The sequence below is a fragment of the Frankia sp. CeCAU1 genome (genome assembly GCF_977971845.1).
Genome location: NZ_CDWWXA010000005.1, coordinates 64,372 through 88,290, shown reverse-complemented (window position 1 = coordinate 88,290; position 23,919 = coordinate 64,372). Strand labels below are relative to the sequence as shown.

The window sequence follows — 23,919 nt, the reverse complement described above, 5'->3', positions numbered from 1 at the left end:
CGGTCGCGGTCGCGGTCGCGGTCGCGGTCGCGGTCGCGGTCGCGGTCGCCACCAGATGATCGTTCCGTTGCTTGAGAAGGAATTCTTCCTGTTCCCGGAGCTCTTCCATGGTCGGGAAGTAGTCCTTCGGGGAGATCCGCCGGGGCACCGACGTCCACGCGGCGCGGGTCTCGGTGATGCTCTCCTGCACCTCGGCCAGAGCAGCTTCCCTCGTCCAGGGGGAGACCTCGACCACGGCGCTCGCGGTCTCCATCTCAATCTTGTGGAACATCGCCGCGAGAATATGATCATCGGTGTGGGGGCCGTGCCGGGAGACCTTCCCACACCCTCCCTGCGTCGGCGCGGGGCACCGGTAGATCGCGTACGTGCGTTCCCGGTACGGCGGTGACCCGAACATCGACCGGCCACACCGGCCACAGGCCACCACGCCGCTGAGCAGGTAGCGGCGGGAGTTATGCCCCTGCTGGGCATACGTCCGGTCCCCGATCTTGGCGATCACCTGTTCCCACCGACGCACGCCGATGATCGCTTTCCACTGGCCCTTCACCGCAACCTCGATCGTCCGCCCGTCCGGGGTGCGTTCCTTGCGGGTGACGACCTGCATGTACTTCGCGACATGGCCGTTGACGTTCGGTTCCTCGACCCCCCGGCCGCGTAGGCCGCAGATCCGGGGGTTGCGGTAGACCTTCAGCACGCTGCTCTTGGTCCACTTCTTCCCCCGGGTCCCGCGGATACCGGCGTCGTTCCACTCGTGCAGCAGATCGACGACCGGCACCCCGGCCAGGATTCGGCGGGCGCCTTCCCGCAGGATCGCGGCTTCGGCGAGATCCAAGGTGCGCTTGTCGTCCTTCCAGAGGATGATCATCTCGGGTGGGGGCCGAAACCCCGCGAACTCCGATGTCGGGACCGGTGGACAGGCACACCGTCGACCCATCACTCGATCATGACCGATCGGCGGCCGCGGGACAGCGGACTCCGCCGATGCAACAGAGCCCGTACGGCAGGATGAGCATCATGCAGAGCGGTCTCCTCGACCTTGCGGAACGCAATCGGGTGTCGGCCTTGGGAGTCCTCGACCCCAAGACACAGGAGACGCTTGGTCAGTTCTTCACCCCAGCTCGGGCAGCGTCACAGATCGCGAGCATGCCTCGGCTTCCCGATGAAGACAGCATCAAGATCCTAGATCCCGGCGCAGGGTCGGGGATGCTGTCTGCCGCGCTCGTCGCTCGGGTGCTGGCCGAGCGGCCGAACCTGGCGGTTCACGTGGTCGCCGTCGAGTGCGACGAGGGCGTGGTGCCCCAGCTCTCGAACACCCTCGAAGCGTGCAAGATCGCAGGCGATGGGCGGGTGACGGTCGAGCTGGTTCAGGCCGACTTCATCGCGGCCTCGACCGGGCTTGATGCGGGTGAGCGACTTGCCGGGTTCGACCTGGTGATTCAGAACCCCCCCTACGCGAAGCTGGCCGCCTCCTCGGCCGCCCGCACAGCTGTCCGGGAGGCCGGAGCGGACGCCCCGAATCTCTACGCCGCCTTCCTCGCGCTCGCGGCACGAGCACTCCGCGACGGCGGACAGCTGGTCGCGATCACGCCGCGGTCGTTCGCCAATGGGCCCTACTTCGGGGCCTTCCGCTCATATCTACTCAACCAGATCGCGCTTGACCGGGTGCACGTGTTCGCGTCCCGGTCAACCGTCTTCGCCGACACCGGCGTGCTGCAGGAGAACGTGATCATATCCGGCACCAAGAACGGTGATCGAGAGACCGTCCTCCTGTCGGCCAGTGATGGTCACGAGGATGACGCGCAGCATCGAGAAGTGGCCTATGCCGACGTCGTGCATCCTGACGACCCTCAGAGGTTCGTCCGCATCGCCACCAACGACGAGGACACTGCGATAGCCGAACGGATGATGTCGCTGCCACACACCCTTGCATCGCTCGGTGTGACCGCATCTACCGGCAGGGTGGTCGACTTCCGATCACTTGAGTGCCTCCACCACACCCACGTCGACCGTGGCGTACCGCTCGTTTACCCAGGCAACGTGCGCGACGGTCTCATCTCGTGGCCGCGGGAGATTCGCAAGGCCCAGTGGTTTGCGCCGATCACTGAGAAGGACGAGCGCATGCTCGTTCCCGAGGGCTGGTACTGCGTCGTGAAGCGGTTCTCATCCAAGGAGGAGCGGCGCCGCATCGTGGCTGCCGTATGGTCCCCCGAGAGCGTCCCGGGCCCTGTCGCGTTCGAGAATCACGTCAACGTCTTTCACATCAAGGGCGGGGGGCTTGACCGCGACCTCGCCTTCGGCCTCTCGATGTGGCTCAACTCCTCGCTGGTCGACAAGTTCTTCCGAACCTTCTCCGGCCACACCCAGGTCAACGCCACCGACCTTCGGGTCATGCGATTTCCCGACAGCTGGTCACTCCGACACATGGGGCACCTTGCGCCGGAGGCGCTCCCGCCGCAAGACGATATCGACGCGATCGTGGCGCAGGTGTTGAGCCCAGCCGGGGCCGCCGCATGAGCACCAACAAGATCGAAGAGGCGAGCCGCGTCCTCGAAGCTCTCGGCATGGATGCGGAGCGGTCCAACGAACGATCCGCCCTCACTCTCCTGGCTCTACTTCGCCTCCGCCCAGACGAGCCGTGGTCAACTGCCGCCGACCCGATGCTCGGCACGCGCGCCATCATGGACTGGATGCGTGACGAGTACGGCCGGAACTACGCCGCCAACACGCGTGAGACCATCCGGCGGTTCACTCTCCACCAGTTCGCCGCTGCCCTGTTGGTGCAGCAGAACCCAGACCAGCCAGACCGGCCGATCAACTCGCCGAAATGGAACTACCAGGTCACGCCGCAAGCGCTTGCCGTGATCCAGAAGTATGACACGCCGGAGTTCGGCGAGCTCTGTTGCATCGGCGGAGTCCGCTGTCCCGCGGCCGCCGATCGGCCATGATCGAGTGATGGGTCGACGGTGTGCCTGTCCGGTCCCGACATCGGAGTTCGCGGGGTTCCGGCCCCCACCCGAGGTGATCATCATCGCTGTCCGCTGGCACCTGCGATACGCCCTGTCCTACCGGGATGTCGAGGAGCCGCTCGCCGAACACGGCCTCGACGTTGATCACGTCACGGTCTACCGGTGGGTGCGGCGCTTCACGCCCTTGCTGGTCGAGGCGGCTCGTCCGTGTCGGCACCGGCCCGGGGACAGGTGGTTCGTCGGTGAGACGTACGTGAAGGTCGCGGGCCGGTGGACCTATCTGTACCGGGCCGTGGACCAGCATGGCCAGGTCATCGACGTCCTCGCCAGCACCCGACGCGACCAGCTCGCTGCCCGGCGCTTCTTCGTTCGGGCCCTGGCGCAGGGGCGCCGGCCAGCCGAGGCCACGACCGGCAAGGCCCCGGTCTACCCGCGGATCCTCGACGGGCTGCTGCCCGAGGCCTGCCACGTCGACGCCGCTCGGGAGAACAACCGGATCGAAGCCGACCACGGCCGGTTGAAAGCGCGGCTGCGGCCGATGCGCGGGCTGAAACGCCTCCGCTCGGTCCAGCCGATCAGTTCCGGGCATGCTCTGGTCCAGAACATCCGCCGCGGCCACTACGAACTCGCCACCGACACCGACCCACAGCTGCGGCTGGCAGCCGCATTCGTGGAACTCGCCGCCGCGACCTGACCGAAGGTCACCATGGCCGCTGGCATGCTCTGCCCCCTACGAACGCAACACCGCCCCGCTGATCCAAACAGGGCCGCGGGTCACCGTCACCCGGCCACGCCGCCGCGCGGACCGTCACCCAACCCCAGATAGATCAACTTGGCTTCACGGCATTGGGATCAGCACGGGCTATCCGGCCCCCTGGGCGCGGATGGAGTCCCAGAGGTAGCGGCGCAGCATCTCCTCGTTGACCGCGACGGACGATCCCGCCGCGACTATCAGACCCCTGGTCTTGAAGCGCTTCAGGAACAGGCCCACCCGGGACCGGGTGGTGCCGACTATCAACGAGAGTTCTTCCTGGGTTATCCGATCGCTGATGTACGTGCTGCCGCCGCGCTGAGTGCCAAGCTTCGCGGCGAGTTCCAGGATGGTGGCGGCGAGACGCTGCTCGCTGTTCATTGTGACCATGTTGACGATCATCGCCTGCTGGTCGGAGATCTGGCCGAGGAGGTAGCGCAGGAACTCGTCGAGCAGGTCCTCGTCCGCTAGCGCGGCGCGGAACTCGTCGAGCGGGATACATCGAAGCCTGGTGGGCTTCATCGCGGTCACGGTCTCGCACCTAAAGGGATGGAGGAGCCCCAACTCGCCAACGAATTCGCCGGCGGTGCGTATCGAGAGCAGGCAGCTGCGACCGCCGGGAGAGCAGGCAACAGCCTTTACCTGGCCGAACTCGATGAAGTATATACCCTGGTCGAATTGGCCTTCGGAGTAGACGACCTCCTGTCGGGCGAGCTTCACGCCGCGGCTTCTCGCGGCGTGCTGTTCGAAGAGCGCCGCCAGTCTCACCGAGGAGCCGGGGCCGTCCGAGCGGGCCGTACGCACCCCAAACGGCTCCCGGGATTCGCCCGCCGTGGTGTGGTTGGGCTCCGGAGCCGCCGCGGGCGAGTTCGCGGAAAAATAGTCCCGCTCCTCGCGCGTCGCTGCCATATTAACGTTCCCTCCTTGGCCACGGGTGCACACCCACTCCCAGTTGTGTGCGTGGAACCTGGTGCGCCCTGCGGATAAGCTATTCGTCGCGCCACCTCGGCCGAGTGTCGTGAGAGCGGCACCGCAGGAGTATGCACACGGAACGGGGAGAGAGCGCCGGAAATCTCACTGCGGCCTGCCGAGTACTATTGTGCCGCGCCCATCAAAGGGTTGATCGTTTCCCGAAGGCGATATCGGGTTAGCGTTCGTAGTGCCCCGCGACTGCGTCGGAATTCAACTGCATACGAATGCCGACGCGCGTCTCGGTGTTTCGGGATGTGAAGCTTCCGGTACGTGACGGGTCCGGAGCCAACCGACCGGACGACCAGGCCGTCACAGGGGTGACTGTTTAGGACAACTCGTGAGCTGTGGCGATGTGGTGCGGAGTGTGGTCGCCGACTCGGGCCAGGTCCTCGACCACCGCCCCACCGCCTGCGGCGAGCGCGGGGCCGACCTGGGCGGCTTGCCGAGCGTGGGGCGCAGCAGGTTTTCGGCCTGCCGAACTCCGCCAGTACCGTCCAGACGGTGCTCGAACGTGCCCACGCCGGGCTCGTCGACTTCGAGAACCGGGTCAAGAACCACCTGGCCACCGCGATGGCGGGCGCCGACGAGACCGGCACGCACGTGCTGCACGAACTCATCGCGGTTGCCGAGGACGCCCGCCGCGACCTGTTCGCCAGACGGCCACAAATGTCGCCCGCAACCAGTTGAAACATCTGATTGATTCCTCACAAGGCAATATTAGCAACAAATTGCGCCCCGGGAGCGGGTTTCTGCGCGTTCAGATAGTGAATGGGCGTTCTGCGAACTTTCGTCGATTTTCAGCTTTGATTAATCTTTGAGGTGGGGCGGGGCAGAACGAACAGGCCGAGTTCGGGTTCGGCGAGAACACCTCGTTTGACCAGGCGTTTCAGCCTGGCTTGTGATGAGAGCGATTGCTCGCGGCGCATGAGCATCGTTGACATGCCGACGCGGCTGCCTCGCGTGACCGTGTGACGGATCACGCCACCGGTGCAGCGAGGCCGCCGCCGACCGCGGTCACCACGTCGGGACGGCCGGCGGCCAGGTAGAAGTGGTCGCCCGTGAACTCACGCAGGGTGAACCCGCCGACGGTCCAGCGGGCCCATTCACGTGCCTCGTCCCTGGTCACCCGCCCGCGTGCGCGAAGCAGAACAGGCGTAGTCCCGGCTCGAATCCGTCCCGGTGGGAGGTCGGGCGGACCCAGGCATTCACGGGGGCGGGCCGTGCGGTGTCGAGCCCGGTCATGCGCCGCTTCCCGCTTCAATACGCCGGAAGACGAGGCTCGTGTTGAAACCCCCGAATCCGAATCCGTTGGACATCGCAATCTCCAGATCGGTGTCGACCGCGGTAGCGGCGGTGAACCGCAGCGGTGCGATCGGCTCCGCCAGGTTGGGGTTGGGGTGGACGAAGCCCGAGTTCAGCTGGGCGACGGTCGCCACGGCCTCCACGACGCCGGCCGAGCTCAGGCAGTGCCCGGTGAGCGCCTTGGTGGAGTTGAGCCAGATGCGGTCCAGGTCGCCGTCGAATACCTTTGCCAATGCCGAAGCCTCGGCCTCGTCGCCGCGTGGTGAGGCCGTGCCGTGCGTGTTGATGTAGTCGACCTCTGAGCGCGGTACGCCCGCCGCAGCGAGCGCTCGGCACATGACCGCAGATTCGCCGTCGACGCTCGGGTCGGCGGAGTGGTTGGCGTCAAGGCGGATCGCGTAGCCGCGCAGTTCGGCGACGCCTGTCGCGCCGCGCCGCCCGGCGGATTCACGGGTTTCGAGCACGAGGCACGCAGCGCCTTCGCCGGGGACGAAGCCGGACCGCGCGACGTCGAACGGACGGCATCGGCCCGCGGGGTCAGTGGATTCTTCGAACGCTGACATTGCGCCGAGATTCAGGTAGCCCTGACGCTGCTGCTCGGACAGCTCGGTGAGCGCGCCGATGACGAGGCAGACGTCTGCCACGCCAACGGCGAGCAGTCGCGCACCCTGGATGATCGCCGCATTGCCGCTGGCCGACGCCGCGCCGACGGTATGGCCCTCGCCGGTCACGCCGAGCACGGCACTGACGACGGCGACGTGGTTGCTGTCCTGGTACTGGAGTGCGTAGGTAGGTCTGAGAAACGCGGGGTTGTGGTCGAACTCGACCCTGGACTGATCGTCATATCGGCCCGCCAGGTTGTGGCCGGAGACGACGACGGCGACCCGGTCCGGGTCGGCGGGCCGGTCGTGCAGCCCGGCCCGCGCCCACCCCTCCAGGGCCGCCAGAACGGAGGCCTGCGCGGTGAGCGGAGCCCGGCGGATGACGCGTCGCGCGCGGGCTCGCACATCCTCGGGAAGGGCTGCCAGGTGTGCGTCGGCGAGGCGCGTAGTGAGGTCGGGCCCGGGGATCCGAGCGCTGAAGAACGCCCAGCCGCCGGATTCTGGGCCCGGGTACGCGGCGATGCCACGGCTGCCGAAGCGCAGCGCGGCGGCGAAGGAGGCCGTGTCGCCGGCTACTGCGGTGAGCACGCCAGTGCCGGTCACCAGAGGCGCGGCGGCGGTCGACGTCACGGCAGGTGCCGGGCGAGGACAGCCACGAGCGAGCGCAGATCGCCCACCTGCACGAACTCCGCGACCGGCACGGCCACGTCAAGGTCCTCCATGGTCATCGAGACGATCTCGGCGCGGTCCACGGAGTTGCAGCCCAGGTCGCGCAGAGCCCTGTCGATGGTCACCTCGACCGGGTCGATGTCGTCGACCACGATCAACACGTTTCTGCGCACAGCGGTGAACACACGCTCCTCGGCGGGAGTCGACATGACGGTCTCCTTACAACCAGGCGTAGTGCCGGTGGTAATCCTTGGTGGCGACGTGGGCGAGCAGATCGCCAGTACCAAGATCGGGGACGAGGTGGCGGTACGCGTCGAGGTCGACCGTGGCGTCGGCGACCGGCGCGAGGCACTGCAGAGTCACCGGGAGGAGTTCGGCGTAGGTGGTGAAATCGATCTCGGTGCGGGCGTCCAGGCGGGCGGTGAGGGCGCCAGCGGCGATAGCCGCACGCGACCGGTGGTCGATCGTGCCGCTGAAGAACTCCGACGAGCAGCCGGATCCGTAGGCGTAGAGCCCGAGCCTGGCCGACCCGGCGTATGGCGCATGGTCGATGACGCTGGCGAGCGCCAGATAGACCGACCCTGAGCACATGTTGCCGATGCGCGTGGGATAGACAAGCGAGGGCGCGACCCGGCGGTCGAAATCCTCGTCGACGGAGCCTGCCGAGCCCCGACCGGACTGCTGCTCCTTCATCAGCTTCCGATGACCGGCCTTGACCAGCCCGGCGAACGGCGTGTGCATCGCCAGGTAGTCGAAGGTCTCCGCGAAGTCCGCCCCATCCACCTTGGACGCGTAATCGGCGTAGCTGCGGCTGAGGCAGTCCAGATAGGCGAACAGGGACCGGTCCACGTCGGCGATGTCGAAGGTCGGCGTGGGGCGCGCGGAGTCCATCGTCTCGTAGGAGTGGTTGCCGAAGGCGCCGACGTCGACGGTGAGCACGCGCGGATCCTCGCCAACGAGCAGCGCCACCGCGCCGTGGCCGGTGGCGGGCTCGGCGTAGCCCGCGACCTCGTCCACGAGCGCGATGTCCGTGGCGATGATCAGAACCTTGGCTCCCGGCGACATGCCGGAGGCGACGTAGCCGACGGCGAGTTGCAGCGCGGCCGTGGCTGCGAAGCAGGCCTGCTTGACCTCGAGCACGCGGCACGTGGACGGCAGGCCGAGCTTGTCGTGCACGTAGGAGGCCACGGACTTGCTGAAGTCGAGTCCTGACTCGGTGGAAGTGATCACCAGCTCGATGCGCGCGAGGCCCTCGGGCGACAGCCGGTCGAGCATCGGCTTGGCCGCGTTGACCGCGTTGGTCACCGGGTCCTCGAAGGGCAGGCCGATCGAACGCTGCCGCATCATGATGTTCTCCAGCCGGCCCTCATCGAGGCCGCGGCCGCGGAAGAGCTCGGGCACCGGGATCTGCAACAGGCCCGCATAGACGTTCAGGTCCTCGATGCCGACGCCGCGGGCCGCCGCCTCGTGCGCGGTCACCGGCCCGCCGTCCGGTCCGCGAGGTAGCCGACCAGCGCGTCGACGTCGGGGAGGTCCGCGAAGCCGGACATGCCCTCGTCCAAGCCGAGCCGCTCGATCAGGGCCATGATGATCTCCACCCGGTCCACCGAGTCGGCGCCGAGGTCCTTCAGGTGCCGGTCGCCGGAGATCTCGCGGTCGCGCAGGTCCGGCATGATCTCCCGGACGACCTGCTCGACCAGCGTCCGGACGTCGGGGCCGGCCGCCGCGTCTACGTGTTCGCTCATGGCTCCTCCTTCGGGTCGGTGTCGTGTCCGAGGTCGAGCGAGCACGCGGCGATCGGGCGGCGCGTGCCGTGCTCGAACACGGCGACGTCCACCTGTTCCAGGCCGGGCCGCTCCCCCGGCCCCCAGCCGATCTCGGTGTCCAGCACGGTGTCGGCGTCGGCGTTGCCGAACAGGCACATCTGCTGGTCGACCACCACGCGGCCCAGGAAGCTCGCCGTACTGCGGCCGAGGTGCCGCCACATCGCCAGCAGCGCCTGGTCGGCCAGGGAGAAGTAGGAAGCAAAGTAGAGCAGCCCGGCGCCGTTGAGATCGCGGGTGATGTCGACGGGCGCGGACAGCGCCAGCGTGCGGACCGTCCGGGTCGGCACCGGGCGCGGGGTGCCGGTGGCCAGGGCGCGCCGGAAGGGTTCGCGCGGCGAGTAGGCCGGATCGAGCCGGGGCAGGTCCGCAGCGCGGAACACGGTCGGCGAGGCAGGCGCGAGGTCGCGGTTGGAGTCGGAGCCGCTCCGGCTCACCCACCTGTTGTAGTGCTCGACGTAGAGGCTGCCCGGATCGTCGAACGCGAAGAACTCGGACTCGATGATCGGGCTGCGGGGCGCGGGGCCGGCTTCCGCGCGACGCAGCCGGTGCAGCGTGACCAGGGACTCACCGCCGATCCCGAAGACGCGCGAGTCGACGGCCAGCCGGTCGCCGAACCCCGGGCTGCGCAGGTGGAATCGGCGGCTGCCGACCACGCGGTAGTAGCAGAAGGACAGGTACGTAGGCTCGCCTTTCTCGTTCCGGGCGCGCAGGACGTCGAGGTCGCAGGCCTCGCCGACCAGGTCCCAGGTCCAGTCCCCCATCCTGCCGATCAGCAGCGAGTTGTGGCCGCACATGCTGGGCGTGACGAGGTGCGTGGCATGGCGAATCGAGGCGTCGGCTGCGGACCTGGCGGGCATCAGCGGCTCATCGCCGTCGGATCAGCGTGCTGCGCATGCTTGCGCAGGAACGGCACGAGTTCGCGGTGCACCTCGTCGACGTGCGTGACGAAGGGGAAGTGCCCGGCGCCCGGCAGCTCGACGAAACGTACGTCGGGGATCGCGCCGTGCAGCAGGTGCGCGGCCTTGAGCGGCACGACGGTGTCCAACCGGCCATGCAGCACGAGAGTGGGCACGCTGATCGACGGCAGCGAGGCCATCAGCGTGGGCTGGGCCGCGAAGACGTCGAGGTAACTCAGCCCGATCTTCGGGTCCATGCTCTCCGAGCGCAGCAGCACCTGCTGCCAGCGTTCGCGTTGCCGTGCCAGTTCGCCGGTCGAGTCGTTGGCGATGATCTTGTCGAAGTCCTCGTCGGCGACGGTGCCGAGCCGGTTGACCTCGCCCATGCGGTTGCCGACCCTGTAGGAGGTGCCGATGAGGGTGAGCGAGAGGACGTCCGCCGGGAAGTTCAGAGCGAACGTCTGCGCGACGAGTCCGCCGAAGGACGCACCGCCGACGTGGACGGGCCCGTCGACGCCGAGTTCGCGCAGGGCGATGCGGTTCAGCCCGGCCAGCCCTGCGAGGGAAAGGTCGGCCGCCGCGGTGGTGTCGCCAACGCCCGGATTGTGCACGGCAACCACCTGGAACTCCCCGGCCAGCGCGGCGAACTGCTCGGCGAATACGCCGGCGCTGATGTTGAACGGGTGCATGAGCAGCAGCGTCGGGCCGTTGCCAACAGCGAAGAACTCGAGCTTGCCGGTGTCCGCGGGAACCAGGTGGCGGCGGGTCGAGGGCGCGCGCTCAAGCAGCACGGCGTGGTGGTCGCCACGGGCCCGCTCGCCCTCGCGCAACGCTTGGCCGATGTCCTCGGGCAGTAGCTCCGCGGGATGGAAGACCCCTGTCGCGGCGGCCGTGACGGCGACCGCAGCGCCGACCGGCAGTAGGTCGAGCGGCTGCGGGTCGGTCAGGGCGGCGGCGAGGGCGCGTCCCGCCGCGAGGCAGCGTTCGGTGTCGAGGCCGAGCGGCACGGCCAGCCTGACGAGCCGCAGGTGCTTGGAACCGACCGCCGAAGTGGGGATCAGGTGCGGCCCGGCACGCAGTCCCGTCCGCTCGAACAGCCAGGCCAGGAAGCTGGGCACCGGAGCGTGCAGGCCGGCGAAGGCCGGGAGTTGCGCGACGTCGAGGAGCACGCAGTGCGCGCCGGGGGCAGGGCCGACGAGCGCCTGGCGAAGGCTGTCGCGTTCACGTGCCGCGCTGAGCTCGTCCCAGAGTGCTTGGACCGCATCGAGGCGGGCGGCCACGGCTTCACGTATGCGGTCGGTCTCGGAGAGGGCGGTGCCGACCATGCGCCGGGCGTTGACGCCGAGCTCGGCTCCGTGTGCTGCCACGTGTTCGGCGACGTGCTCAGCGAGTGCGGGGTGCGAGGTAGCAAGGATGCCGCCGAAGTCGAGGCCGAACTCCTTGGCGAGGCTGATGGTGATCGCGTCGGCGAGCCCGAGCATCTCGCGCACGATCTGCCACACGTCGCGGCCGCGTTGACCTTGTTCGTGCCGTGATATCAGGATCGCGTTGCCGACGATCCTGGTGGCGTCGAGGACGAGCGGCACCCCGGCAGCGGCGGTCGCCTCGCGGGCCTGGCGCAGCTCTGCCAGCGTCAGCGGCAGTCCGCCGCTCGCGTTGCTGCCGATCTCGAGGCAGACGAACGCCACGGGGTTCGCCGGGGCGGCGAGGCGCGTGGGCAACGCGTCGGCGTCATCGGCGGCAAGGGTCTCCGGTTGGAAGCCGTTCTCCAGCAGGCTCAGGTTCCAGGTCGGGAAGAGGGTGTTGTTCAGGACCGCGCCGCGCCGACCTGGCCATGCGCGGCACAGCAGCGCCTCGGCGCCCCGGCCCGAGCCGGTGACCGTCATCGAGGGGAACGGGAGCCAGGACGGGGGCGAGACTTCGGATTCGCCGCGGCGGGTGCGGGAGCGGGCGCGCAGGTCGGCGACGGCGCTGTCAACGAAGGCCGCGGCGTGCTCGGCCCAGGAGTCGGTGACCAGGTCGAGCTCGACATCGTCGTAGTCGAGGGCCAGCGGGTTCCAACCGTGCCCGGCGAGCCGGGCGCGGCGCGCGGCGGCAGCGTCATCGAGCGTCCCGGATGCGGGCGCGGGCCGAGCGGGTTCCACCGGGGCGAGCTCGACGCGGGTCGTGGCCGCGACCGTGCGCAGTCCCGGCGCGTCGGCCGAGACATCCGGATTGGCGATCATCAGGATGACGTCGGCCACCGACGTGTGCGGCGGATCAGCGGGCTGACACAGGAAGATCGGCGCGTTGACCGGCCGGAACTTGTTCTTGAACTGGAAGTTCCCGGAGCCGAAGATCCCCGCGTCACGCAGCTCGGCGAGGCCGCGCTCGACCTCCTCGGACGCGGTGGGCGAGCTGGCGATCCGCACACCGAAGCTCGCGCCGAAGCTGAAAATCGTGCAGCCCTCCTCGGCGAGCAACTGCAGGATGTGGACGATCGCGTACTCCAGGCCGCCGAGCGCCATGTCCGGCGGGTAGAATTCGAGGTCAAGCAGATACCCGTTCTCCGACAAGATGTTGGTGAGGATCACGGCGCTGGACAGCGTGTCGTTCACGGTGGTCAGGAACATGCGATGCCGGTGGCCGAGTACGCCGTGGGCCAGCTCTTCACGGAAGATCGGCACGTACGGGTTGACCATCTGCTTGCCGCTCGCCCAGCGCTCGATCAGCTCGACGATCCGCGCATCCATCGCGGGATCGCTGCCGACCCGGTACTCGCGCGTCTCGACGCGGCCGGAACGTCCGAACTTGCCGACCATGTAGCGCAGCCTGTTCATCCGGCCGCCGCTCATGCTGAAGCTTTGCAGGTCCTCGAGCCGCTGGACCGCGCCGAATGGCGTGGCGGACAGCGGGACCCCCCCGGCCTCGGCGAGTGGGATCATGGACAGAAAGTTCGAGTTGAGGCCGTGGCGGCGTGTGTAGGACACGTATTCGCCCGCGAGGATCGGGAAGTCGGCTTCCGACCCGGCATAGCTCCAGGCGAGCAGGTCCGTTCCGCGGCGGGAGAAGTTGAAATAGGCGCTGCGCCGCGCGCCCAGGAACGCGAGCGGGGCGATGTCGCGGCCCGCCAGGCCGCCTTCCTTGGCGTGGCGGGCGTCGATGGACGACATCAGCTCTCTGAGCTCGGGCGTCGCGTCTAGGCTGCGCTTGTGCACGATCAGCGGCTCGTCGGCGGAGTCGGGTGTCTCGCCCAACCGTACGCCCGCCCGGACGTCGGGAGCGGCGTTCGTCGCGGCGCGTGCCAGGGCGAGGCGGAGTCCCGTGGCCACCGCCGCATCGCCGTGAACTTCGCGAAGGTACTCGCCGGCCGATGCGGCGGTCGGGTGGTCGAAGAACAGGGTCTTGCGAAGCGAGCCGAACTCGCGTTCCAGCGCGCTGATGATGCGGAGCATGTCGAAGGAGGTGAGCCCGTGGGCGGTGAAGTCCTCACCGGGCTGGAGAGCGTGGCCGGTGATGCTCTCAACGATGCGGGTGAGGAGGGCAGCCGGGTCGTCGGTGGGTTCGACGACGGCCTGGGGGTCGATCGACGCGGCGGCGGGCTCGGCTGGCAGAGACGCCTCGGACGCCGCGGAGGCGATGCGCTGGGCGAGGTCGTTCGCACAGTCGAACTCGTAGAGGTCGGCAGCCCTGACTTCGACGTTGTAGAACGTGGCCAGCTCGCGGGCCAGGTCCATGCGGAAGATGGAGTCGAGGCCGAATTCGGTGAACGAGGCGTCGAGCGGGAATCCGGCGGGGTCGATGTCGAGAAGACGCGCCGCGCGGTCGCGGATAACGATCGCGACGTGGGAGGCCGAGACGGACCGCGGCGCCGACGCGGGTGTTGACGCAGCGGGCACGGGAACGGCGGGCTTCTCAGGCTGCCGCTTCTGCTCGCGCACGACGGCCGCCGGACGTGCCGCGGTGGGCGTGAGGCGGATGCGCGGGCGTGGGGCCGACGATGCGACCGGGGCCTCAGACGTGGTTTCGACGCGCGTTTCGGCCATGGGCGGAGTACCTCCTGCCAGCGATGCTCGGCCGTCGAACCAGTACGTGGCACCGCGCGGCGCCGGGGTCGGCAGGGTGACGCGGCCGGGACGGCCCTCCGCCCAGTACCGCCGCCAGTCGATCGACCCGCCGTCCGTCCAGCGGGCCGCGTCAGCCCGCAGCGGCTCGGGCACCTCGCCGTCACCGATCAGCACGCTTCCGGCCGCGTCGCCGCCGGAGCCCGCGAGCTCGGCGAGCAGCTTCAGCAGGTCGCTCACGTCGTCTGCGATCAGCGCCGCACGCACGGCGCCGTGACGGTCGGAAAGCTGCAGCGAACAGGCGAGTTCTGCGATCAACGGCTCGGCACGATCGCGGATGTCGTCCGCGAGCGCGGCGGCGCGTGCGGCGAGACTCGCGGCGTCGTACGCACTGACCGGGACCAGCCACGAGCCCGGCGAGGCGGACGGGCCCGGGTCCGACCGGTCGGCGCGCAGGACGACGTGGGCGTTGGTGCCGCCGAAGCCGAAGGAGCTGACGCCCGCGACACGCACGTTCCGGCCGTGCTCGTCGGTGACATACGGCCACCGCCTGGCCTCGGTGTTGACGTACAGCGGGCTGTCCGCGAATCGCAGATGCGGGTTCGGCTCGTCGAAGTGGAGTGACGGTGGCAGCACGCCGTTCTGCATCGCGAGCACCGTCTTGAGGAGCCCTGCGATCCCGGAGGCGGCCTCCAGGTGTCCGAGGTTGCTCTTGACCGATCCGAGCGCCAGTACGGGCTCGTGGGGCACGGTGGCTCCGTGCTCGTCGTACAGGCGCCGAGTTGCGCGCTTGATTCCGTCGACCTCCACGGGGTCGCCGAGCGGGGTCGCCGTGCCATGTGCCTCGATGAAGGTGAGGGTGCGCGGGTCGATCGCGGCGCGTTTGTAGGCGCTGTACAGCACCTCTGCCTGGAGTGCCGGGTTCGGCGCGGTGAGCGAGGAGGCGCGGCCGCCGTGGTTGACGGCCGAGCCCGCGATCACCGCGTAGACGTGGTCACCGCCGGCCCGGGCGGCAGCCAGGGGCTTGAGCAGCACGACGCCGACGCCCTCGCCGCGCACATAGCCGTCCGCGGACCGGTCGAAGGTACGGCAGCGATGGCCGGGGCTGAGCATCCCGGACTGCCCGAAGGCACGGAACAGGCCCGGGCTCAACAGGGCACTGACTCCCCCGGCGAGTACGGCCTCGCACTCGCCCGCGCGCAGGGCTGTGACACCCCGGTGAATCGCAACCAGGGAACTGGAGCACGCGGTGTCCACTGCCTCGCTCGGCCCGTGCAGGTCGAGGGCGTGCGAGACGCGGTTGGCGAGGATGGAGTGGGCGATGCCGCTCGCGGTGTGCGCGTGGACGGCGGCGCCGCCCACGCGCAGCAGATCGTCATAGTCCGCGGTGGAGACGCCCGCGAACACTGCGGTCCGGGAACCCGCGAGGTCGGCCGGGGCATATCCCGCGTCCAGGATCGCGTCCCGCGCGGCGGTGAGGAAGAGCCGCTGCTGCGGGTCCATCACCCGGGCCTCCTGCGGCGAGATCCGGAAGGCGCGCGCGTCGAAGCGCCCGATATCGGCGAGAAACCCACCTTCGAGGCCCTTGAGTTCGGGATCGGCGAGCAGTTCGAGGCGGTCGGCCGGCGGCGCGGTGATCAGGTCGTGGCCCGCGGCGAGGTGCCGCCAGTATTCGTGCATACCGGGCGACCCGGGCAAGATTCCAGCGATGCCGATGATGGCGATCTCGTCTGGGGTGGCAGCGGCGTCCGCGGTGTCAGTCTGGGGGACAGCGGCCTCCGAGACCACCACGTCTGGCGGAACGTCGGCGACTGACGAAGCGGCGGGGGCGAGTTGGGCGGTGTGGTTGCTCGTCAGATAGCGCGCGAGGGCGCTCAGCGTCGTCCACTCGAAGAGCACCGTCGGCAGCAGGTCGAGGCCGTAGAGCGCGTTGACCTGGCCGATCAGCTCGGTCAGCGAGACCGAGTCGAAGCCCGCGTCGAGCAGGTCCTCGGTGAGGTCCACCTCGTCCTCGGGAACCAGCAGGAAGCCGGAAGCGATGCGGCGCAGCTCACACTCGACCGAATCTTGACCGAGCGCCGCCGCACCTCCTGTGGGCTCCGGCGGCGCGGCGGGCACTTCCGGCTTGTCGTCGGCGGCGGCCGCGTGGACGACGAAGCTCCCGGCGTCGGCGGCGAGAGCGGCCTGGAAGACCGCGAGGCCCGACCGGGTGGTGAACGGCACCATCCCCGACCGCCCGGTCAGCAGGCGCAGCGTGCTCGGGTCGGGACTCATGCCGCCCTCGGCCCATAGCGGCCAGCCGACCGCGACCGTGCGTCCAGAGCGGCGGCCCTGCCGGACGAGTTCGGCACGCGCGTCGGCCCACTCCCCCAGATACGCGTTGGCCGCGCAGTAGTCGGCCTGCCCCGGGTTCGGCACCTCGGCAACGACGGAGGAGAAGATGACGAAAAAGTCGAGCCCGTCCTCGCGGGTCGCCTCGTCGAGCGCGGTCGCGCCGAGCACCTTCGCGCCCAGGACTTCGTCGAAGTCCGCCGCCGACTTGCGCAACGCACGGCCGTCCCGGGTCACGCCCGCGGCGTGCAGGACGCCGTGCAGGGGACCGTGCAGACGCCGCAGTTCATCTACGAGGTCCGCGACGGACCCGGCGCCCGCCACGTCGCAGACGCGATAGGTCGCGGCACGGCCAAGTTCCGCGACAGCAGCCCGCAGCCGCTCGGTGCCCGCCGACCGGCCGATCAGGGTGACCGATCCGGCGTCCGCGTCCACGAGGTGGCGCGCGAACAGCAGGCCCAGCGCACCGCCGCCACCCGATATCAGGTAGTTGCCGGCAGATCGGATCACACTCGCGCTTATCGACGTGGATGGCATGAGCTCGAAGGCCGTCAGCGCACGGACGAGGCGCTGCCCACCGGTGAACGCGATCTCGGTGACCCCGGTTTCGCAGACCTCGATCTCGGCCAGGAGCGCGGCGGCCCGGTCGGCCGCGGGCTCCGTGAGCTCCATGCGGAGCGTGACGGCGGAGAGCCTCGGGTGCTCGGCGGCGAGAGTCCGCAGCGCGGCCGCGGCCGAGCGGCCCAGCAGGTCACACGACGCCACGCCGACGCGGACCGAAACCTCCGGCGAGGCTCTCAGCGCTGCGGCGGAGGCGGCGAAGGGCGCCTTGAGGCCGTGGTCGAGCGCGTCGCGGGTGGCGGCGTAACCAGGCAGGTCCTCGTCCGGCGCCGCGGTACAGCACAGCACGAGGCGGACCGGGGCTCCGGCGTCGGCGCGTTCCGCAGCGACGCGATCCAGCTCTGCCCAGTCACGCAGGTCGACAGGACGCGTGTCGCCGCCTGACGCGGTGTCGGACAGGTCGATCACGGGGCGGCCTGCCGAGCGAAGGCGGGCGACCACGGCGTTGCGCAGCGCGGCGTCGGTTCCAAGCAGCAGCGTCGTACAGGCAGCGGTCGGTTCGGGGAGCGCCGATGCGGCGCGCGGGCGCGGTGTCCACTCTGCGCGCTGGAAGACGAGTGGCTGGTCGGCTGTGAGGACGGGCGCGGCGTTCGGCGTGGCCGCGATCAGCCCAGGAACTGGACCGGCGTAACGCTGCCAGGTGTGGAGGCGCTGGAACGGATACGTCGGCAGCTTCGCTCTGACGACCTGTCCCCTCCAGGCCTCGCGCCAGCGCACAGGCGTGCCGGTCACCCACTCGATGGCTGCCGTCCAGCCGTCCGAGTTCGCGTCCACGGCGAGCGGAGGGCGGCTGCGGTCAGGGCGCGCGGGCGCGGCACCCGCGACCAGGTTCGCGTGCCGTTCCGCGGTAGCAGCGGCGCGCAGCGCGGCGACGACGGACTCGGGATTCTGGGCGTGCACGGCCAGCCGATGCGAAAACTCGCGCCGACCGACCTGGCTGGAGTAGCAGAGGGCCGCCAGTCGCGCCGCGTCCGGCCGTTCGGCCTCCACCTGGTCGGCAAGGGCCCTCGCGGCTTCACGCAACGCCTCGCGGGCGCGCGCGGAGAGCAGCAGGACCTCCGGTCCTTGCGCGGGCTCGCCGCCCAATCGGCGCGGCGCATCCTCCAGCACGAGGTGCACGTTGGCGCCGCCCGCCCCGAAGGAGCTGACGCCGGCCCGTCGCGGCCCGCCGTCAGGGGGAGCGGGCCAGTCGATCAGCGCCGTCGGTAACGTGAACCGACGTGCGGCACCGCTGATCTCGTTGCTGACAGTGGTCAGATTCGCGCAGGGAACAATCGCCCCGTGCCGGAGCTGAAGCAGCGCCTTGGTCAGCCCGGCGATCCCGGCCGCGCCTTCGAGATGGCCGATGTTCGCCTTGACCGAGCCCACCGCGCACGCCGTGCCCGCGGGCCTGCCGTCGTCCGTCAGCAGCGCCGAGGCCAACGCGGACAGTTCGATCGGATCGCCGAGCGCGGTGCCCGTGCCATGCGCCTCCACGTAGCCGACGGTGGCCCGGTCGATGCCCGATCGGTCCAGGACGTCGGCGATAAGCGCGGCCTGGGCCCGCGGGTTCGGGACGGTGTAGCCGCTGGTGCGGCCGCCCGCGTTGGTGGAGGAGGCGAGGATCACCGCGAGCACCTCGTCACCGTCCTGCTCAGCGTCGGCGAGGGGCTTGAGCAGCACCGCGCCGACCCCCTCGCCCGGCACGAACCCGTCCGCGGACTCGTCGAACACCTTGCACCGGCCGTCGGCTGCGAGCATGTTCCGATTCCCGAGCGCGCGCAGATGCGCCGGGTGAAGGATGAGGTTCACCCCGCCCGCGATGGCGGTGCGGCACTCGCCGCGGCGCAGGCTCTCGCAGGCCAGATGCACCGAGAGCAGCGAGGAGGAGCATGCGGAGTCGACCGCGAAGCTGGGCCCGCGCAGGTCGAGCAGATAGGAGACGCGGTTGGCGACCGACCAGGACGCGGAGTGGGCGTTCGGGTAGCTGCCGTAGGCCCACTGGGTCGCCGCCAGCTGCCCGTAGGAGTGGTACATGGTGCCGACGAAGACCCCTGTCTCGCGGCTGCGGGTGTCCTCGGCGAGCTGACCGGCGCGGTCGAGCAGATTCCAGCAGATCTCGAGGAACAACCGCTCCTGCGGGTCGATGTCCTCGGCGTCGCGGGGCAGGATGCCGAAGAAGCCCGCGTCGAAACCGTCGATGTCGCTCAGGAAGCAGCCCCGGCGGCCGATCTCGGTGCCGTCCGGGGAGACCGTGAGGTTCTCTCGCCAGTTCCATCGCTCGGGCGGCACGTCGCTCTCGGCGGTCTCGCCGCGGGAGAGCAGACGCCAGAAGGCGTCGAGGTCCGGGGCGGCGGGGTATCGCCCTTCGACACCGATGACCGCGATGCGCATCGGCTCGTCGCTTTGGGTGGCTGGCTCCGGCGCGTGCGGGACCGCGGTCTGAGCAGTGTGCGGCACGGTGGCCACAGGGACGGTCTCCGAGGTCGGTACGAGGACGGCCTGCACCTGCGTGGCGCGCTCGGCCAGCAGCCAGTCCGCGACCTCAAGCATGGTCAGGTTCTCGAACAGCAACGTGGCGGGCAGCTCGTCGAAGTCCCGCGCAAGTTCATCGATGATGGCAAGGCTGATCAGCGAGTCGATGCCGTACTGGTCGAAGGTGGCGCGCTCGTCCAGGTCTTCAGGGTCGAATTTCATTACCCGGGCGAAGACCCGGCGCACGTGGTCGGTGGCCCGGTCGCGGTCCACCGGGGCATCGGCGGCCTGCGGGCGGTCGGCCGGAGTCCGCAGCCGCGCCATGAGCACGGCCTGCTGGAGCCGGTCGGCGGGAGTGCCGGGCAGCCCGGCGACGTCCTCGACCTCGAAGCCCGCGGCGGTGAGCTCGGTGCGCCACTGGCCGGTGGACAGCAGCGGTCCGCCTGGCAGCCGCCGGTCGGCGTCGTCGAACTTCCACCAGCCGGGCGTGAGGCCGAAGGTGAGGGTGACGAAGGGCGAGATCCCAGTGGCCTCGTTGAGTATCAGCAGTCCGCCGGGCCGTAGCATCATCGCGACGTTGCCGAGCGTGCGCGCGATGGAGGTCGTCGCGTGCAGCACGTTCGTTGTGATGACGATGTCAGCCGTGGCGAACCGGCTCGCCACGGGCCTGGCCTCGATGTCGAGGATCTCGAAGGTCATGAACGGGTTCTCGCGCCCGAAGGCCTGCTCGCCGTGTTGCAGGAACCGCAGTGAGACGTCCGTGTACTGGTACGTCACGGGGATTGCGGCGAGTGCGCAGGCCTCGATCGGGCCCGCGCTGCCGGCGCCGGTTCCCGCACCGACTTCGAGCACTGTCACGTCGCGGCGTCCGGCGGCGGCGAGCGCGGCGAGCTCGCGCTGGAGTCGTTCGGCGAGCAGCCGGTGGTGAAAGTCGCTGATCGGGTCGCCGCGGTAGACGCGCTCCACCAGGTCGGTCGAGCCACGCGGGAAGAGCACCTCGGTGGGCTGCCGGGTGCCGTCGAGCACGTCCGGCAGTGCCTCCACGCAACGCCGCAGCACGTCGACGTGCGGCGCGAGCGCGGGGTAGGCGGCGAGGAGCTCGTCGGCATCCGGGGCAGCGGCATCCGGGGCAGCGGCGGGCGGGCCATCGGCGCGGTCGAGGATGCGCGCGAACGAGTCGAGCGCCGCCGCGCCGTACCGGTTCGGGGCGAAACGGGTGCGCAGGAAGGCCTTGAGATCGGCTTCCGGGGAAAGCGCGGCGAGGCGGGCGCGTAGCAGCGCGGCGGCATAATCATCGAGGGCTGCGAAGGAGCGGTGCGCGGACTGAAGGACGTCCGTTTCGCCTGCGACGGCCCCCAGTCGACGCAGGCCCTCCTGCGTGCCCCTGACCACGACGACCTGACCCAGCGGCGACGCCAGCAGCCGGGTCATCGCCGCCATGCCCTCGTCGGGCTCGATCGAGCCGATGCCGATCCGGCCGAACCGGTTCCGGTAGCCGGCTTCCGCCACCGCGCCGACGGAACCCCAGTAACCCCAGTTCACCGTACGGACCGGGAAGGGCAGGCATCGCGCCAGGTAGGCCGTGTAGGCGTCCTCGAACGTGGTGGCGGCCGCGTAGCTGCCCTGGCCAGGTGCCTCGGTGAAGGCGATCGCGGAGGAGAAGAACAGCAGGAAGTCGAGATTCTGATCGCGCACGGCCTCGCCGAGCGCGATCACGCCCGCTGTCTTGGCGGCGAGCACGCCCTCCAGCCCGGCGTCCGTTATGCGGAGCAGTGACCGGTCGTGCAGATCCATCGCCGCGTGCACGACGCCGTTCAGGCCGCCGAACCTGTCGTGAGCCGTGCGGATCGCAGCGGCGAGCGCGCCGGGATCCGCCACGTCGCCCTGGACGTACGCGACGTCGCCACCGAGCGAGGCGATCTCGGCGAGCTGGGTGCGCACGCGATCGTCCGACGCGGCGCGGCGGCCGAGCAGCACGAGCCGGGCTCCGGCGGTGGAGGCGAGGTGGCGGCAGAGCACTGATCCGATGCCCCCGGTGCCTCCGATCACGAGGTAGGTGCTGCCGCGGCGGAACACGTCCGTCGGGTCGGCGGCATTGTCGCCCGGCTGCTCCACCGGGGTCAGGGCTCGAATCCACCGACCGCCGTCGCGCAGGATGACGAGCGCCTCCTCGGGGGACTCGGAGTAGAGCGCATGGGCCAGGTCGCGGTGGCTCCAGTCATTCGGTGCGACGACGTCGATGCATCCGACCGTCCAGCGGCCGAACTCGGCCGCGACGCAGCGGGCCAGGCCGTGCAGGGTCGCGCCCCGCGGCGGCTCGGCGGGCGCGGCCGGGCGGTTCGCCGGCGCGGCGCCGGCGTGGACGACCTTGATGGTGGTTCCGTCGGCCGCGCCTGCTGCGCCGAGCACACGGACGGCGTTCAGCAGGCGCCGGGCCGATCGCGACTCGTGGTCCGCGAGCGACCCGCCGAGTCCGAGCACGTAGAGCAGGTCAGGTCCCCGGCCGTCGGGGCCGAGCAGCGCCGCTTCGTCGGCGGCGTCGGCGATGGCCGCGGTGTCGCCGTGCGCGCGGTGGACCGCCGCCAGGTCCGCGGCGAGGGGATCGGCCGAGTCGCTCAGCACGACGACGCGGTGACCGGTGCCTGGGGCCGGTCGCAGCTGGGCGGCCGGGCGCAGGACCGGTTCGAGGATGCGCAGCGGCTCGGCGGCGGGCGCGTCGTCGGCGAGCGGACGCAGCGTCAGGCCGCTGATCAGCACCCGGACGTGACCGGACTCGTCCGCGACGGAGACCTGGTACGTGCGGCCGTTCCGGCGGACGTGCACGACACCGCGGGCGGGGGTCGGCCCGAGCACGCCGATCCGCTCGGCGGCGAAGGGGAGCAGAGCGCCGCCCGAGGTGCTCAGCGCGGCAGCCGCCTGCATCGCCGCGTCGAGGAACTGCACACTGACGCGAGCACCGGGCGCGGAGTCCAGCGGGCCGTCGAGGTACGCGAGCACCTCGTCCTCGCCGACCGCGACCGATTCGAGCAGCCGGTAGGTCGGGCCATAGGCGATGCCCGCGGCGGCGAAGCCGGCGTAGAGGCGGTCGGCGCTTCGGGTGTCCGGGCAGCGCGCGGCGATCGCGGCGATGTCGAGTTCGAGGTCGGAGTCGGCACCGTCATGCGTGACGATCCGGCCTCGCACGCGCCACTGCTCGTCCGGACCGAGCTGGAAGTGGAGATCGCCGCTACCCTCGGTCACGGAAAGCTCGACAGGCTGTGCGGAGTCGACGATCAGGGGACGCAGCCACTGGACGGAGCGCAGGTTGAGCGGCAGAGTGACGCCGCGTCGAGCGGCCGCGTCGACCGCGAGGGCCACGGTCGCCATACCTGGCAGCAAACGGCGACCGCCGATGCGGTGGTCCTTGATGACCGGGTGCTCAGGATGGAGCGCCGCGCCCGGTGCGGGCCATGCGGGCGTGGCTGGAGCCGGCGCGGATGCCTGGTCGGTCGCAGGCCGCGGCCAGTGCCGGCATCCGCCGAAAACGTAGCCCGGCAACGGGATCCGCCGCCCGGGCCGCTGAGCGATGTCGAGGTCCGCGAGCACGCCCGCGCGGTATGCCTCGGCGCAGCGCAGCAGCACGGACTGCACGCTCGCCGCGTCGCGGGCCCTGGCGAGCGCCGCTTCCAGGGACCCGGCGGTTTCGCTGGTCCTGGCGGCAGGCGGGATCTGGCCGCCGGCAAGCGCGCGAAGTCCGGAGATCAGCTCGTCGAGGCTCGCCGCGACGACTGCCGCCCGCACGGGGAAGTGGGTCCGGCCCGCGTTCAGCGTGTAGGCCACGTCCGCGAGCGCGGGCCGTTCCGCCTCCAGCCCGCGGGCGAGCGCGTCCGCCGTGCGGGAGAGTGCGGCCCGGTTCACCGCGGACACGGGTACCAGGTACACGGCTTCCTCCTGGGTGCTCTGCGCGGCGGGTCGCGGGCCGTCCGTGGCCGACACGACCGCCTCGCCGATCAGGAGGTGCGCGTTGGTCCCGCTGAAGCCGAATCCGCTGACCGCCGCGATCCTGCGGCCGGTGACCTGGTCCGGCGCCCAGTCGACGAGCTTCAAGGCGACCTCAAGCGGCGCGATTTCACCGGTGATCTCCGGGTTCAGCCGCGTGAAGTTGATGCTCGGCGGGATCCGGCGGTGACGCAGCGCCAGCAGCACCTTGATGACGCTCGCGATGCCCGCCGCCGTCGTGGTGTGGCCGATGTTCCCCTTGACCGAACCCAGGTAGCAGGGCGCTCCGTCCGGCCGTGCACCGCCGAGCACCGCTGCCAGGGCCTTGACCTCGATGGGGTCGCCCAGGCGGGTGCCGGTGCCGTGCGCCTCCATACAGCCGAGGTCACGCGTCTTGTCAATGCCCGCGCGCTCGTGTACCTGGCGCAGCAGTCGTTCCTGGGAGAGGGCGCTGGGCGCGGTCAGACCGTTGGTGCGGCCGTCGCCGTTGATGCCGGAGCCGAGGATC

The 23,919-nt window shown here is 70.1% G+C and carries 13 protein-coding genes (1 of these 13 only partly in view); 4 read left to right on the top strand and 9 right to left on the bottom strand.

Annotation, left to right across the window (positions count from 1 at the left end):
• On the bottom strand, positions 1 to 865 hold an 865-nt coding region (locus tag AC08OO_RS02115), incomplete at its 3' end, for a recombinase family protein (RefSeq protein ID WP_476618174.1).
• Between the two features lie 197 nt (positions 866 to 1,062).
• Here AC08OO_RS02115 and AC08OO_RS02110 point away from each other — a divergent pair.
• The 3 genes from AC08OO_RS02110 to AC08OO_RS02100 are packed head-to-tail and all read left to right on the top strand — an operon-like array spanning position 1,063 to position 3,660.
• Positions 1,063 to 2,514 carry an Eco57I restriction-modification methylase domain-containing protein gene (locus AC08OO_RS02110; RefSeq protein ID WP_476608757.1) on the top strand — a complete coding sequence of 484 codons (1,452 nt, stop codon included), beginning with the start codon at positions 1,063 to 1,065 and terminating at the stop codon, positions 2,512 to 2,514.
• The gene (locus AC08OO_RS02105) at positions 2,511 to 2,945 is read left to right on the top strand and encodes a hypothetical protein (RefSeq protein WP_476608756.1); all 435 of its coding nucleotides are present in this window, start codon (positions 2,511 to 2,513) and stop codon (positions 2,943 to 2,945) included. Before AC08OO_RS02110 ends, AC08OO_RS02105 begins: the two co-directional genes overlap by 4 nt.
• A 7-nt stretch (positions 2,946 to 2,952) precedes the next feature.
• Positions 2,953 to 3,660, top strand: coding sequence for an IS6 family transposase (locus AC08OO_RS02100; protein ID WP_476608755.1), 708 nt, complete (start codon positions 2,953 to 2,955; stop codon positions 3,658 to 3,660).
• Between the two features lie 168 nt (positions 3,661 to 3,828).
• Here AC08OO_RS02100 and AC08OO_RS02095 read toward each other — a convergent pair whose 3' ends face one another.
• Positions 3,829 to 4,626: a Crp/Fnr family transcriptional regulator gene (locus AC08OO_RS02095; protein WP_476608754.1), complete on the bottom strand. Its 798-nt coding sequence runs from the start codon at positions 4,624 to 4,626 to the stop codon at positions 3,829 to 3,831.
• Positions 4,627 to 5,190: 564 nt separating this feature from the next.
• Here AC08OO_RS02095 and AC08OO_RS02090 point away from each other — a divergent pair.
• Entirely contained in the window at positions 5,191 to 5,376 is a 186-nt protein-coding gene (locus tag AC08OO_RS02090) for a hypothetical protein (RefSeq protein WP_476608753.1), read from the top strand.
• A gap of 289 nt (positions 5,377 to 5,665) precedes the next feature.
• On the opposite strand, the gene AC08OO_RS02085 is transcribed toward AC08OO_RS02090, so the two are convergent.
• From AC08OO_RS02085 to AC08OO_RS02055, 7 genes are all read right to left on the bottom strand, one after another.
• On the bottom strand, positions 5,666 to 5,815 hold the full coding sequence (locus AC08OO_RS02085) for a hypothetical protein (RefSeq protein WP_476608752.1): 150 nt from the start codon (positions 5,813 to 5,815) through the stop codon (positions 5,666 to 5,668).
• A 112-nt stretch (positions 5,816 to 5,927) separates the two neighbouring features.
• Positions 5,928 to 7,223: a beta-ketoacyl synthase N-terminal-like domain-containing protein gene (locus AC08OO_RS02080; protein WP_476608751.1), complete on the bottom strand. Its 1,296-nt coding sequence runs from the start codon at positions 7,221 to 7,223 to the stop codon at positions 5,928 to 5,930.
• Entirely contained in the window at positions 7,220 to 7,471 is a 252-nt protein-coding gene (locus AC08OO_RS02075; RefSeq protein WP_476606478.1) for a phosphopantetheine-binding protein, read from the bottom strand. Before AC08OO_RS02075 ends, AC08OO_RS02080 begins: the two co-directional genes overlap by 4 nt.
• Positions 7,472 to 7,481: 10 nt before the next feature.
• Complete coding sequence (locus AC08OO_RS02070) at positions 7,482 to 8,741, bottom strand: hydroxymethylglutaryl-CoA synthase family protein (protein WP_476608750.1); 1,260 nt, start codon at positions 8,739 to 8,741, stop codon at positions 7,482 to 7,484.
• Positions 8,738 to 9,007, bottom strand: a complete 270-nt coding sequence (locus AC08OO_RS02065; RefSeq protein ID WP_476608749.1) for a phosphopantetheine-binding protein — start codon at positions 9,005 to 9,007, stop codon at positions 8,738 to 8,740. The genes AC08OO_RS02070 and AC08OO_RS02065 overlap by 4 nt, the downstream gene beginning before the upstream one ends.
• The gene (locus tag AC08OO_RS02060) at positions 9,004 to 9,945 is read right to left on the bottom strand and encodes an LnmK family bifunctional acyltransferase/decarboxylase (RefSeq protein ID WP_476606481.1); all 942 of its coding nucleotides are present in this window, start codon (positions 9,943 to 9,945) and stop codon (positions 9,004 to 9,006) included. The genes AC08OO_RS02065 and AC08OO_RS02060 overlap by 4 nt, the downstream gene beginning before the upstream one ends.
• Positions 9,945 to 23,919, bottom strand: partial view of an SDR family NAD(P)-dependent oxidoreductase gene (locus AC08OO_RS02055; RefSeq protein WP_476608748.1) — the 3' portion only. 6,611 nt of this gene lie beyond the right edge of the window; only the last 13,975 of its 20,586 coding nucleotides appear in the window; the start codon falls outside the window, past its right edge — the gene reads right to left on this strand; its stop codon occupies positions 9,945 to 9,947. The genes AC08OO_RS02060 and AC08OO_RS02055 overlap by 1 nt, the downstream gene beginning before the upstream one ends.